Below are 13,645 nucleotides of genomic sequence, written 5' to 3'. Positions count from 1 at the left end.
ACCCGCATGAGCGCGCCGCACGTGTCGCTCCCCGACCCGACGCACCTCCCCAACCTGCCCCACCTGCCACCCCCCGACCCGCTGACCTCGCCCCTCACCGGCTGGACCCGCGCCCACTGGGAGGCGATCGCCGACCGCCTCCTCGACGCCCTGACGCCCTACGCCTCCCCGGGCCTGGCCCAGTACCGGCTGCCCGGCCCGCCCAGCCACTCCGGGCCCTGGTCGGACGGTCTCGAAGGGTTCGCCCGCTCCTTCCTGCTGGCCGCGTTCCGCATCGCCGGTTCGGGCGGGCAGGGCGTGTCCGGCCTGATCGAGCGGTACGCGGCCGGGCTCACGGCCGGCACCGACCCGCGCAGCCCCGACCGCTGGCCGCCCATCACCGACCGCTCCCAGCCCATGGTCGAGGCCGCGTCCCTCGCGATCGCCCTGCACGAGACCCGCCCCTGGATCTGGGACCGGCTCGACGACCGGGTACGGCAGCGGGTCGCCGACTGGCTGGGCGGCTTCGTCGGAGCCGTGGTCAACGACTCCAACTGGCGGCTGTTCCAGGTCATCACCGAGGAGTTCCTCGCCTCCGTCGGCGCCCCGCACAGCCGCAGCGAGATCGACGCCGGCCTCGCACGCCTGGAGGACTGGTACCGGGGCGACGGCTGGTACACCGACGGCGACGGCCGCAAGTTCGACTACTACAACGCCTGGGCGTTGCACCTCTATCCGGTCCTGTGGGCCCGTATCGCGGGGCCGCGCGCCGACTCCCGGCTGGTGGCCGGACACCGGACACGCCTGCGGTCGTTCCTCTACGACCATCAGCACTTCTTCGGCGCCGACGGCGCGCCGGTCCACCAGGGCCGCTCGCTCACCTACCGCTTCGCGACGGCGGCCCCGCTGTGGGCGGGCGTCCTCGCCGACGCCACCCCGCTGCCGCCCGGCCGCACCCGCCGCCTCGCCTCCGGCGCGCTGAAGCACTTCGCCGAGCGCGGCGTGCCCGACGCCCAGGGGCTGCTCACGCTCGGCTGGTACGGGCCCTTCCTCCCCGTAACCCAGCGGTACTCGGGCCCGGCCTCCCCTTACTGGGCGAGCAAGGCCTTCCTCGGCCTGCTCCTGCCCGCCGACCATCCCGTGTGGACGGCGCCCGAGGAACCCGGCCCGGTGGAGACGGCCGACGTGTGCCTCGCGTTACCGGCGCCGGGCTGGCTGCTGCACTCCACCGCCGCCGACGGGATCGTCCGGCTCGTCAACCACGGCAGCGACCGGCTGCCACCCCCACCCGCAACGGCCGAGGACAGCCCGCACTACGCCCGGTTCGCCTACTCCAGTGCGACGGCGCCCGAGACACCGGCCGACCGAGCTACTGACAACCACATCGCCCTGCTCGCCCCCGACGGCACGCCCACCCCGCGCGGCCGCATCCACCCGCTCGGCGTCGAGGGCACGCGGGCCGCCTCCTGGCACCGGGCGGTGCTCCCGGGCAGCGACGAAGGACACCGCATCGAGACGGTCAGCATGGTGCACGGCCCCTGGGAGGTCCGCGTGCACCGCGTCGACGCGCCCCCCGGCACACCCGTGCGCGAAGGGGGCTGGGCCGTCGCCGACGACAGCGCGCCACCGGCCGCCCGGACCGGCCCCGGCTGGGCGCTGGCCCGGCGCGCGGACGGGCTGACCAGCACGGTCGTCGGCCTGCACGGGTGGCAGGACGCCGGGACGACGGTGGCACACGCGGTCGGCACCAATGCCTGCGGCCACCACTCGGCGACCCCGTACCTCACCCTGCCCGCCCACCCGGGCGGCACCCATCTCCTGGTGACCCTCGTCGTGCTGAGCGCCGACCCGGAGACGAACGGCGACCCGCACGCGCGGCGTTCAGGACCGCGCGTACGGGTCGCCGCGACCGGCGAGGTGGAGATCCGCTTCCCGGACGGCACCCGGGAACGGGTGCCGCGATGACCGGGTCAGGCCGCGGCGCGGCCCCGCGTCACCGCCTTCCTCAGCAGCGGCCAGACCAGCAGCAGCACGATCACCGCGTACACCGTCACCGCGAACGGCGTGTTGAACAGCCCCGACACGCTGCCGTCGCTGATCTGCAGTGCGCGCCGCAGCTGCTGCTCGGCGTTCGGGCCGAGGATCACGCCGATGACGGCGGGCAGCACCGGCAGGCCGTAGCGGCGCATGCCGAAGCCGATCAGGCCGATGATCAGGAGGATCAGCAGGTCGATCACCTCACCGCCGACCGCGTACGCGCCGACCGCCGCGAAGAACATGATCCCGGCGTAGAGGTACGGGCGCGGAATGCGCAGCAGTTTCGCCCACAGCGGCGCCAGTGGCAGGTTGAGGGCGAGCAGCAGCACCATGCCGACGAAGAGCGAGGCGATCAGGCCCCACACCAGGTCGGGTTCGCGCTCGAAGAGCAGCGGGCCGGGCTGGATGCCGTACTGCTGGAAGGCCGCCAGCATGACGGCCGCGACCGCCGTGGTCGGCAGGCCCAGGGTCAGCATCGACACCAGCGTGCCCGCCGCCGAGGCCGACGCCGCCGACTCCGGACCGGCCACGCCCTCGATGGCGCCCTTGCCCCACTCGTCCTTGTGCTTCGACAGACGCTTCTCCGTCACGTACGACAGGAAGGTCGGGATCTCCGCACCGCCCGCCGGGATCGCGCCGAACGGGAAACCGATGAACGGACCGCGCAGCCACGACTTCCAGGTCCGGTTCACATCCCCGCGACCCAGCCACGGACGCCCCACCGGGATCGGCTCCGGCGGGCTGCGCCGCAGGTGCGCCGCCACCCACAGGGCCTCGCCGATCGCGAACAGACCGACCGCGACGATCACCACGTCGATGCCGTCGGCCAGCTGGAGCGAGCCGAAGGTCAGGCGCTGCTGGCCGGTCATCTGGTCCAGGCCCACCAGGCCCAGCGTGAGGCCGATGAGCAGGGAGGCCAGGCCCCGGATGCGGGACGAGCCCAGCACGGACGTCACCGCGATGAACGCCAGCACCATGATGGCGAAGTAGTCCGGCGCGCCGATGTCCACGGCCAGCTTGGCGACCGTCGGGGCCAGCGCGACCAGCAGGATCGTGCCGATCAGGCCGCCCGCGAAGTGCCCGACGGCGGCCGCCGCGAGGGCCTGTGCGCCGCGCCCGGACTTGGCCATGGGGTTGCCCTCCATGGCCGCCACCACCGCCGCGCTCTCGCCGGGCGTGTTGAGCAGGATGGAGGTGGTCGAGCCGCCGAACATCGCGCCGTAGTAGATGCCGGCGAACATGATGAACGCGCCGGTCGGTTCGAGCCCGTACGTCACCGGCAGCAGCAGCGCGACCGCCATCGCCGGGCCGATGCCGGGCAGCACGCCGATGGCCGTGCCGAGCAGCACGCCGATGACGGCCCAGAGCAGGTTGACCGGGGTGAGGGCCGTACCGAAGCCGTCCAGAAGGGAGTTGAAGGCGTCCATGTCACAGCACTCCCATCAGCGGACCGCCGGGCAGGGGCACTCCGAGCAGGTTGTTGAAGACGACGTAGGTGACGAGGGACAGCCCGGCCGCGATGAGCGGATCGCGGTCGATCCTGCGGCTGCCCAGCGCGAACGCCGCACCCCAGAACAGCAGCGCGCCCGCGACGGGAAAGCCGAGCGGCTCGATCAGGACCGCTGCGCCGAGGAACACCCCGGCGAGCAGCAGCACCGTGCGCCAGTCGGCGGGTTCCGACAGGTCGACGTCCTCGCCGGTCTCGGCCTGGCCCCGGCCGCCGCGCAGCACGTCCACGGCGAGCAGGGCGGCTATCACCAGCAGACCGGCGCCGACCACGACGGGCACGGTCTTCGGGCCGACCGGACCGCGCTGGGCGATGTCGACGTCCATGGTGAGCGCGTCCGTCAGGACCAGCACGCCCAGCGCCAGCAGCAGCACGCACACGCCGAGTTCGGAGTGCTCCCGCAGCCATGTGCGCCGCTCGTTCCGCTCGGCCGGGGGAATCCCGGTGGTCTGCGTCGTCACAGTCCCAGCTCCTTCAGCACCGACACCACGCGCTTGTCCTCGGCGTCGAGGAACGCGCCGAACTTCTCCCCCGTGAGGAAGGCGTCGTCCCAGCCGTTCTGCTCCAGGGACTTGCGCCATTCGTCCGAGCCGTGCAGTTCCTCGAGCAGCCGCACGAGCTTGTCGCGCTCTTTGTCGGTCAGACCGGGCGGGGCGACGATGCCGCGCCAGTTGGTGAAGTTGACGTCGTATCCGGCCTCCTTCAGCGTGGGCGCGTCCAGCCCCTCGACGCGCTCGGGGCCGGTGACCGCGAGGAGCCGCAGCTCGCCCGCCTTGATCTGGTCGAGGTACTCGCCGACGCCGGACACACCGAAGGCGACCTTGTTGCCGAGGATCGACGCGAGCAGCTCGCCGCCGCCGTCGAACGGGATGTAGTTGACCTGCTTCGGGGGGATCCCGGCGGCCCGCGCCATCAGCATCGGCGCGAGGTGGTCGGGCCCGCCGGGCGACGAGCCGCCGCCCACCGGGAGCTTGCCCGGGTTCTTCTTCCAGGCGCCGATGAGGTCGTCGATCGTCTTGTACGGGGAGTCCTTGGCGACCACGACGACGTCCTGCTCCTCGGTGAGCCGGGCGATCGGTGTGGTGTCGCCGAGCGTCTTGGGCGCGTCGTTGGAACGGACGGCGCCCACGACCCCGAGGCCCATGGACATGGCGAGCTTGCCGTTGCCGTGCTCGCTGACCAGCCGGCTCAGTCCGACGGTGCCGCCGGCGCCGGGCAGGTTGAACACCTCGATGTTGTGGGTCAGTTCGGCGTCCTCGGCGTTCTTGGCGGCCGTGCGGGCCGTGATGTCGTAGCCTCCGCCGGGCGTGTTGGGGACCATGAAACGCAGGCCCGGGATCTGTGTGCCGGTCTCGGAGCCGCTGCCGGCGGTCAGCAGCGGTGGTCCGACGAGCACGAGCACGGCGGCCCCGAGCAGGGCGAGGGGAGTGCGCAGGCGCACGAGTGCCACCACCTGTCGGTACGTCGTTGCGGGTAGGGAAGGCCCTGTGGGGGAGGGTGACGTGGGCCACATGGTGCCCGGACGCCGACGAGGTGTCTCGCTTGCGGAATCAACGGAGGTTGTGGTCTTTGCGGTCGCAGGGTGCCGTGTCAGGTGTCCCCGCGCCTGTTCGCGGGCAGGGCCACCTTCTCGACCTCGGTCAGCAGCTCACCGAGGGCCACGGTGGTTTTCTGCACCCCCTCCACGGACGTCGTGAACGCCTTCGAACGCTCCGCTTCGGTCTTGTACGTCTCATCGCCCGGGGCCGTCGCGTCCCGGCAGGTTTTCGCGTGGTGCGACAGCGCGGTGAGGGTCTCGGACCACTTCTTCTGTATGCCCTGGTCGGGCACGGGAAAGTAGGCCATGGCGTCCTCCGTGCGGCGGACCAGCGTGCCGCAGATGCGGTGGAACTCCTTCTTCTCCACCCGGGCCTTTCCGTTCGGGCCGGGTTTCTCCATGGCTGCGAGGAGTGCGTCGCTGAACTCCCCTGCCGACTTGTTGATCGCACCGAAGTGATCGAGGCCGCCGTGCATGAGCCAGGCGAGTGCCTGCCACGCGCGGATCTTGGCCGACCTGGCGCGCGGCGCGGCGTCGGTCACCGTGTCGCCCGGCATGGCGGACGCGCCCACCTTCTTGTCCGACGACGACTTGGTGGACGCGGAATGGGCGGCGGCGGTGAGCAGCAGAGTGGGCACGACCAGGGCGACGACGGCACCGGCGGGAGCGAGCCGCCGCCACCGCGGGCCGGGCGCGGCGGCGGGTCCGTGCGGTGCCCCCTTGTCCGGCGTCACTTGGGCGTCCGGGGTGGTCGGGTCTGCCGCTGCCGGGGCGTGCGGGGTGGTGCCGTCTGCCGTTGTGGGGACGGACGGGGTGGTCCTGTCCGCGGGCACTCGGGTGTCTGAGGTGCCCTGGTTCTCTACGGGGGCGTGCGGCGTGGACCCGTCCGCCGCCGCAGGAGCACCCGGGGTGACCCCGTCAGCCCCTGGCCAGGCGGCGTGTTCCTGCTGCCTGCGGCGCTGCCGTACCAGCCGCCCGGCCACCCCGCGCGCTCCCGCACCGCCCACCGCCGCGCACGCGGCGAGGAGTACGGCCGGGGTCAGGGCGTTGAGCACGGTCCGTCTGGCGAAGGGCCAGCCGGCCCCGGGGACCCAGGCGCACCGGTCCACGAACGCGCTGAACGGTCCGAGGCAGCCGTCGGCCGAGAACATCACGAAGATCGCGGCGTACCCGAAGAGTTGTGTGACGGCCACGGCCGCCAGGGCCCGCGGCAGCCACAGGTGCCGGGACAGGGCGGCCACGGCCGCGGCGGTCAGCAGGCAGGCCGCGAGGACGGCGGCGATCAGCAGCCAGCGGTGGACGAAGAGGTACGGCCCGGTGCGTTCCGCCCAGGTGGCCGGACGGCGTCGGTGCTGGAACCCGTTCACCGCGAGCAGCAGCGCCCAGCACAGCAGCCCGCCCGCCACGCCCGCGCCCAGCGTCCGGCGCAGCCGCAGCCCGGACGCCGCGGACGTCGACACGCGCAGCACCAGGGGGAAGATCCACAGGAGCAGGGCTGCGACCAGGAGCAGCACGCCGGCGTTGAGCGTCGTGAGGGTCGGCAGGGCCTGGGCTATGGCCGACAGTTCAAGGGAAAACGCCTCCCACGAACCCGGAATCACCTGCCGCACCATGTCGCGGTGCTCCTCGACCTGGCTGTAGACGCCCATCGTCTGGTACCAGCCCACCACGTACCACCAGTACAGCCCACCCCACAGCAGCACCGCGGTGACCAGCAGGTTCAGCAGCCCGGCCGCTCGGCGCAGCCATGTCCTGGCCAGCCCCAGCGCCAGGCGTGTGCACTGCGCCGACCACGCCGCCGCGACGGCTGCCGTCAGGAGCAGACCGAGCAGGAACCCCGGTTCGGGGCCCAGCCAGTCGGTGCCGTGCTTGCCGTTCGCGAACTCGCCCAGCACCAGGCCGCAGCCGAGCCAGAACCCCGAACGGAGCCCGGACTCCTTCCGGCCCGAGACCTGCGCCGCCGTCACCGAACGGGCCAGCGAGACGTACAGCACCGGGGCGAGGAACGCCGTCGTCAGCCACGCACCACCCTCGCTCGTCGACGCCCGGGGCACGACGTCCCCGGCAATGTTGACCAGCACCGTTCCGCTCACCCCGACCAGCAGCATCGCCAGCGCGCCCACCCCCGACAGCCGTCCGGGCTCCGCCAGGGCGCGCCGCCTCTCGGCCCAGCTCGGATGGGTCCGCAGCAGCGCGGTCACCCGCCGGACCGAGGCGGCGACGGCGCTGTCACGGTCCCGGTGGGCCCACGCGGAGGCGGACGCGCCGCTGCCCACAGCCCGTGCGTCGGCGTACAGTTCGCGCCGGCGCAACAGGTCGGCACGGGCGAGGTGTACCAGCCCGACCAGCAGGAGCCCGGACAGGACGGACCGGGTGAGCATGGACGCCACCCCAGGCCAGAACGGCGAGGTGGTCCGGCCGGTGAGTCCGTCGAAGAGCAGGGTGCCCTCGTGCCAGAGGTACGGCAGCAGGGCGAGCACAACGAAGGTCCGCCACAGGGCCGTACTGGCCGAGGCGTACTCCACGTCGCGGTTGCGGATGTGGGCGAGCTCGTGCAGCACGACCGCGCGGAAGCCCTCGGGATCCGTGGCCCGCCGCACCAGCAGCCCCGCGTGCAGACACACGGTGTACTCCCCGAGCCGCCCGTACACCACGGCCCCGGAGCTCGTCCGCGTCGGATCCACCCGGAACCGTACGTCCGACGCGACGCCGGCGAGCTCGCGCAGGACGCGGAGTTCCGTGCCCAGGGAACCGTCGGTGTCCAGAGCCCCGGCCGGTACCGTGCGCCGCCACCGTTCACGCAGGCGCGGCTGCCACCAGTACACGAGGGCCGCGACCGCCAGCAGGGCGGCCGTCGCGGCCATGCCCTTCCAATACTCCACCGTCGGCACGCCGGACATGCACTCCGCGAGCGCTTCCGGATGGCGCATGGTGGCCAGCACGTTGTCCAGGTTCCGCCCGTCGGGATCCATCCCGGCCGCCAGCAGACAGCCCAGCGGGTCCCCCGGGGTGTCGTTGGGATCCGGAGCCAGGACCGCATCGAGCATCCTCACGCTGGACGCGACGACGCCCGTCATCAGCAGCGCGAAGCGCGGTCCGGTGTCGGCCAGTCCGTACCGCCCGGTGTGGGCAGGCGCGGTGGCCGCCACCGAGGGGGACGTGCTCACGGAGCGTCCCCGCCGGCCGTGGGGGTGGTGCCGCCCGCGTGGTCGGCGGACTCGTGGGCCTCCGGATCCGCCGTGGCGAGGTGTGCCACGACGGCGTCCGCGAGGGCCTGCGCTTCCGAGCCGTCGATACCGCGCTCGACCGCGCGATCGACGATCTGTACCCGTACGGCGGCCAGCTCGGCTCGGTCCCACTCCGGCAGGAGCCGGGGCGGTTCGGCGGGAGCGCGGCGAAGCAGCCGGCGCAGTCCGCTCCGGCTCCGCTCGATCGCGCTGTCGGCCGCCGTGTCGATCGCCCGCCGGGCCGCCTGATCCAGCACCAGCCACACCACGGCGGTGACAAGCGCGGTGACCTCCGCCAGACCGAACCCGAGGGGCTCCCTGCGCGCGCCCTGCCCGGCGAGGATCCGGACGGCCCGCTCGTCGTCCAGCGGCCACAGCGCATCGAGGAGCGGCAGCTCATGTGATGCGCGTTCGGTCACCACCGCGCGTACGACGCCCCTTACGGTTGCCGCATCCGCCGGTTCGATCACTGTGAACTCCCTTGTTCCCAGAAGCCGTTGGGATCCTATGCGAGCACAGTGAACCGTCTGCCGCCACTGTCCCGGCCACGACGCGGGGGAGGCCGGGGGGCGCACAACGTTCGCGTCGTGCGCCCCCCGGGCTCACCGGGCGGGCGCTGCGCAGCCCACGTCCCGGGCCGGCAGGCGACCCGTGGCCAGGTACGCGTTGACCGTGTCGTCGACGCACGGCACACCGTAGACGCTGTACACCGCGTGCTGGTCGGCGCCGTGCAGGGTGATCAGGCGCGAGGAGGGCCACATGCCGCGGACCGTCCGGGCGCCGTCGTAGTCGGTGCGCGGGTCGCCGGTGGCGTTGACCAGCAGGGCCGGCAGGTCGTCCCGGATCGCGGTCGGACGCTCGCGCGGCCGGTCCCAGAACGTGCACGGGTTGAGGTTGTGTGTGACGGGCGCGAACAGCGGGTCCTCGGCCCGCGTGCGCTGCACGTCTCGCCAGTACACATCCGGGTCGCGCGGAGCCGGGCCGTCGCCGCACAGGATCGCCGTCTGCACGCTGCCGTAGTGGGAGTCGGTGTCCGTGAGCACGAACTCGAGCACCCCGGCGAGCCACGGTGACGGCGTGACCCGCTGCCCCCGCGACGCCCGCAGCATGTCCCGGACGCCCTGCGCGAAGTCCCCGTAGGCGGCGTCGTTGTGCTGCGACAGGCCGTTGAAGGCGACGATCGGCATCACGTGCTCGTCCAGCCGGTGGCCGCCGAGCCGCAGCGGCGTGCGGGCCGCGGCCTCGCGGACACGGTCCACGGTCGCCAGCACCTCGCCCCGGGTACGGCCCAGCCCGTACGTCGCCTCGCGGGCGGCGGCCCAGGAGGCCCAGCCCTCCAGCGCGCGCCGGTTGGCCCGCTCGACGCCCCGGAGCAGCCTCGGGCCGTACCGGTCCGGGTCGATCACACCGTCCAGGACGACCCGGTCGGTCCGGCCGGGGAACATCGTGGCGTACACCTCGCCGAGGTAACTGCCGTACGAGTAGCCGAGGTAGGAGATCCGCCGCTCGCCCAGCGCTGCCCGGATGACGTCCATGTCGCGGGCGGTGTTGCGCGTGGTGGCGTGGGGGAGAACATCGCCTGCGTGGGTGCGGCAGCGCTCGGCGAGGTCCTTCGAGAACGCGGCCACGCGGTCGAATCCGGCCCGGTCCTCACCCGCCCCGCGCCAGGCCGAGCCGGTCGGCCAGTGGCAGTCCAGCGGTGTGCTGCGGCCGACGAAACGGGGATCCACGCCGACCACGTCGTACCGGCCGGCGACGTCCTTCATCGCCTTGCTCACCCATGGCGGGTCGCCGAGGGACGTCCCGCCGGGGCCGCCGCCGTTGAGCAGCAGCGGGCCGACGCGGTGGGCGGTGTCGGTGGCGCGGATCCGGGATATCGCGACGGTGATCGTCCGGCCGTCGGGGTCCGAGTGGTCCAGCGGTACGGTCACGTCGGCGCAGCGGGCGCCAGCCTGCTCCAGTTCCTTGCCGGTCGTGTCGTCCGGTCCGAGCACACAGCTTTTCCAGGTGAGGCGCTGGTCGTGGTAACGGGCGAGGGGGTCGGGGCCGGGATTCGCCCCGGCCGTGGCGGGCAGCGCCGTCAGGGTGAGACCGGCGGCCGTCAGGGCGAGTACGGCTCGCCTCGCGGTTCCCGGGATGCGGGATAACACGGGTGGGTGTCCTTTCTGTCGCCGATGCCCCCTCGCGACTGGCAGGGACATGCCCGAGAGGGGTGCGGTGCGACAGAACGCTAGGGACGGGCCGCCGTCCGATCACTCCGGCTGGCAGCCGGCTCGGGGTGGGGCGAGCCCCAGTACAGAGGCGGGGGACCACCGTTTCCATGACCCCGGCAACAACCGGAATCACGGCCCCGAGCTGGGAGAACGCTCGGGAAGACCTTGTGCAGGTCGATGCAGGGGGGTTGTCCTGACATTCGCTCACGCCTAGGGTCGGCTTCCGAGTGCAAGCGCTTTCCAAAGTGCTTTCCACAGTGCTTCCCAAGCGTGTGTCCGCCGGCCGTCCGAGGAGCGCCGCATGTCCTTGTCCCCCACCCGCCGCCGCGTGGCCGTCGTCGGCACCGGAGCCATCGTCGGCGGCAGTCATCTGCCCGCGCTGCGGGCCCATTCCGACCGGGTGGAGCTGGTCGCCGCCGTCGACGTCGACCAGGAGCGGCTCGACGCCTTCCGCGAGCTGGCCGGCGGTCAGGTCGCCGGGTACACCTCGGTGGACGCGATGCTGGACGCCGTCCGCCCCGATCTGGTCCTCATCGGGACGCCACCGTCCCTGCACCGCGACCAGACGGTGGCCGCGCTCAAGGCCGGTGCCTGGGTGCTGTGCGAGAAGCCGCTCACCCTGTCGCTCGCCGAGTACGACGAGATCGCCGCCGCCGAGGAGGCCTCAGGGGCGTACGCGGCGGTCGTCTTCCAGCATCGCTACGGCTCCGGCGCGGTGCACGCCCGCGAGCTGATCACGAGCGGCGAGCTGGGCTCCCCGCTGGTGGCGCACTGCCAGACCACCTGGCACCGGGACGCCGCCTACTATTCCGTGCCGTGGCGCGGCAAGTGGGCCAGCGAGGGCGGCGGGCCGACCATGGGCCACGGCATCCACCAGTACGACCTGATGCTGCACCTGCTCGGCGAGTGGGAGGAGATCCGGGCCATGGCCGCCCGGCTCGTCCACGACACCGAGAGCGAGGACGTCTCCACCGCGCTGGTCCGGTTCAAGAGCGGCGCCCTCGCCACGGTCGTCAACAGCGTGCTGTCCCCGGACGAGGTCAGCCGTATCCGCATCGACTGCGCGGACGCCACCGTCGAGCTCACCCACCTGTACGGCCACACCAACGACAGCTGGGTCTACACCCCGGCCCCGCACGTCGGCTCCGACCGCGCCATCGCCTGGCGGACCCCCTCGAACGACGTGCCCAGCTCGCACACCGCCCAGCTCGGCGAGCTCCTGGACGCCTACGACGCCGGTACCAGACCACCGGGCAGCGGCCAGGACGCCCGCGCCACCCTGGAGTTCGCCGCCGCCCTGTACAAGGCGGCGTTCACCGGCCGCTCCGTGCACGCAGGAGAGATCGGCCCGGGCGACCCCTTCTACGAGGCCATGCACGGCGAGTACCCCGACTGGGCCCCCAAGGAGCGCGCATGAGCATCCGAGTCACCCACACCCACGGCGAGGACATCGCCGTCACGGCGGCGAACGGCACGGAGATCCTCCGCTACGTCTACCGCCCCGACCCGGATCCCTTCGAGTCCCGCAAGCCGTACGCCCACCCGGTGCGCACCCTGTCCGGCCGGACGGTCACCGGCTACCGCCCGAACGACCACCGCTGGCACAAGGGCCTGCAGATGACCGCGAGTCATCTGTCCGGCCAGAACTTCTGGGGCGGCAACTGCTACGTCCACGGCCAGGGCTATCTGCGTCTGCCCGAGCGGGTCGGCTCCATGCGGCACGACGGCTTCCCGGAGTTCACGGTCGAGGACGACCGCCTCGCCTTCACCGAGGAGCTCACCTGGGTCGAGAACGGCGGCGAGGAGTGGGCACGCGAGGTGCGGGGGCTGACCGTCCACTCGGTGGACGAGGAGGCCGGCGCCTGGGCCCTGGACTGGTCGATCCGGCTCACCAACGTCCGTTCCGAGCCGCTGGCCTTCGGTTCCCCGACCACCGCCGGCCGCGAGATGGCCGGTTACACCGGACTCCAGTGGCGCGGCCCGCGCGACTTCACCGGCGGTACGGTCTTCGCCCCGGACACCGACGCCGACGCGGGCAAGCTGATGGGCACCCAGGGCCCCTGGCTCGCCTTCACCACCGAGCACGACGACGTCGACGGCCACTCCACCCTCGTCTTCGCGCACGCGCCCGAGAACCTCGACGAGACGTCCGCGATCCACGAGTCGCACTGGTTCGTCCGCTCCGAGCCCTTCCCGACGGTCGCCTTCTCCTGGGCGTTCTTCGAGGAGTTCGAACTCCCGCCGGGCGAGTCCTTCGCCTTCCGCTACCGGCTCGTCGTCGCCGACGGCGCCTGGGACCGCGACCGGGTCGGCACGCACCTGGAGGGCCTGCCGTGGTGAACGACCCCAAGCCCGCCCTGCCGCACCCGCTGCCCGGCGCGATCGGCCTGTCCCACCTGAGCGCCTACGACTGGGAGGCCGCCGACGGCGTCTGCGGCGGCAGTCCGCATCTGCACCTGGTCTGCACCGAGGCGTACGTCGTCACCGGCGGCCGGGGCGCGGTCCAGACGCTGAGCCCCGACGGCTACCGGGACATCCCCCTGGAAGCCGGCTCCATCGCCTGGTTCACGCCGGGCACCGTCCACCGCATGGTGCAGGGCGGCGATCTGCGCATCACCGTGCTGATGCAGAACAGCGGCCTGCCCGAGGCCGGGGACGCCGTGTTCACCTTCCCGCCCGAGGTGCTCGCCGACCCCAAGAGGTACGCCGCCGCGGCGACCCTGCCGCCCGGCACGGGACCGGAGACGGCGGCGGCCGCCCAGCGCCGCCGCGACCTCGCCGTGGAGGGCTACCTCACCCTGCGCGAGGCGCTCGTCGCCGGCGACAACGGCCCGTACCTGGAGTTCCAGCGGGCCGCCGCCCGGATCGTGCGCGACAAGGTGCCCACCTGGCGCGCCCTGTGGCGGGCGGGCGCCCTGGCCACCGCCGAACGCACCGGCGCCCAGCTCGACGCGCTGGCCGACGGCGAATCCGCCTACCTGGGCGAGGCCACCGCCTACGAGGCCGCGCCCACCCGGCTCGGAGGCTTCGGCATGTGCGGCCGGCGGGACGAGTACAACCTGCCTGGGACGACGCTGCCGTACCAGGGGGAGTAGCCGCACGAACGAGGGGGGACCTCAACCCGAATCCGAGGAGAGAAGAGGTG

10 protein-coding genes are annotated in these 13,645 nt (G+C 72.8%); 4 read left to right on the top strand and 6 right to left on the bottom strand.

The genetic code is table 11. The features are described from left to right. Positions 1-6 precede the first annotated feature (6 nt). Positions 7-1,944, top strand: coding sequence for a DUF2264 domain-containing protein (locus CP976_RS04695; RefSeq protein ID WP_190147027.1), 1,938 nt, complete (start codon positions 7-9; stop codon positions 1,942-1,944). A 5-nt stretch (positions 1,945-1,949) separates the two neighbouring features. Here the strand turns inward: CP976_RS04695 and CP976_RS04690 are convergent, their stop codons facing one another. The 6 genes from CP976_RS04690 to CP976_RS04665 all read right to left on the bottom strand — a co-directional run bounded on the left by CP976_RS04690 (position 1,950) and on the right by CP976_RS04665 (position 10,437). After that, entirely contained in the window at positions 1,950-3,443 is a 1,494-nt protein-coding gene (locus CP976_RS04690; protein WP_150479156.1) for a tripartite tricarboxylate transporter permease, read from the bottom strand. A 1-nt stretch (position 3,444) separates the two neighbouring features. After that, complete coding sequence (locus CP976_RS04685) at positions 3,445-3,984, bottom strand: tripartite tricarboxylate transporter TctB family protein (RefSeq protein WP_150479155.1); 540 nt, start codon at positions 3,982-3,984, stop codon at positions 3,445-3,447. Continuing rightward, a complete protein-coding gene (locus CP976_RS04680) occupies positions 3,981-4,964 on the bottom strand; it encodes a Bug family tripartite tricarboxylate transporter substrate binding protein (RefSeq protein WP_167537533.1) in 984 nt (327 codons plus the stop codon). The genes CP976_RS04685 and CP976_RS04680 overlap by 4 nt, the downstream gene beginning before the upstream one ends. Positions 4,965-5,113: 149 nt before the next feature. Next, positions 5,114-8,227, bottom strand: coding sequence for a M48 family metalloprotease (locus CP976_RS44310; RefSeq protein WP_150479153.1), 3,114 nt, complete (start codon positions 8,225-8,227; stop codon positions 5,114-5,116). Next, positions 8,224-8,757 (bottom strand): hypothetical protein, encoded by a 534-nt coding sequence (locus CP976_RS04670; RefSeq protein ID WP_190147026.1) that lies wholly within the window; start codon positions 8,755-8,757, stop codon positions 8,224-8,226. Before CP976_RS04670 ends, CP976_RS44310 begins: the two co-directional genes overlap by 4 nt. Positions 8,758-8,889: 132 nt before the next feature. Continuing rightward, positions 8,890-10,437 (bottom strand): alpha/beta fold hydrolase, encoded by a 1,548-nt coding sequence (locus CP976_RS04665; RefSeq protein ID WP_150479152.1) that lies wholly within the window; start codon positions 10,435-10,437, stop codon positions 8,890-8,892. A 364-nt stretch (positions 10,438-10,801) separates the two neighbouring features. On the opposite strand from CP976_RS04665, the gene CP976_RS04660 reads away from it, so the two are divergent. Genes CP976_RS04660 through CP976_RS04650 form a run of 3 tightly spaced genes read left to right on the top strand, consistent with a single transcriptional unit; the run spans position 10,802 to position 13,595 of the window. Beyond that, on the top strand, positions 10,802-11,917 hold the full coding sequence (locus CP976_RS04660; RefSeq protein WP_150479151.1) for a Gfo/Idh/MocA family protein: 1,116 nt from the start codon (positions 10,802-10,804) through the stop codon (positions 11,915-11,917). After that, positions 11,914-12,840 carry a DUF6807 domain-containing protein gene (locus tag CP976_RS04655; protein ID WP_150479150.1) on the top strand — a complete coding sequence of 309 codons (927 nt, stop codon included), beginning with the start codon at positions 11,914-11,916 and terminating at the stop codon, positions 12,838-12,840. Before CP976_RS04660 ends, CP976_RS04655 begins: the two co-directional genes overlap by 4 nt. Next, positions 12,834-13,595 (top strand): cupin domain-containing protein, encoded by a 762-nt coding sequence (locus CP976_RS04650; protein WP_150479149.1) that lies wholly within the window; start codon positions 12,834-12,836, stop codon positions 13,593-13,595. Before CP976_RS04655 ends, CP976_RS04650 begins: the two co-directional genes overlap by 7 nt. Positions 13,596-13,645: the final 50 nt, after the last annotated feature.

This window comes from Streptomyces coeruleorubidus (assembly GCF_008705135.1).
GTDB classification, from domain to species: domain Bacteria; phylum Actinomycetota; class Actinomycetes; order Streptomycetales; family Streptomycetaceae; genus Streptomyces; species Streptomyces coeruleofuscus.
The sequence above is the reverse complement of the archived record's forward strand: the minus strand, read 5'-3'. Positions and strand labels throughout refer to the sequence as shown.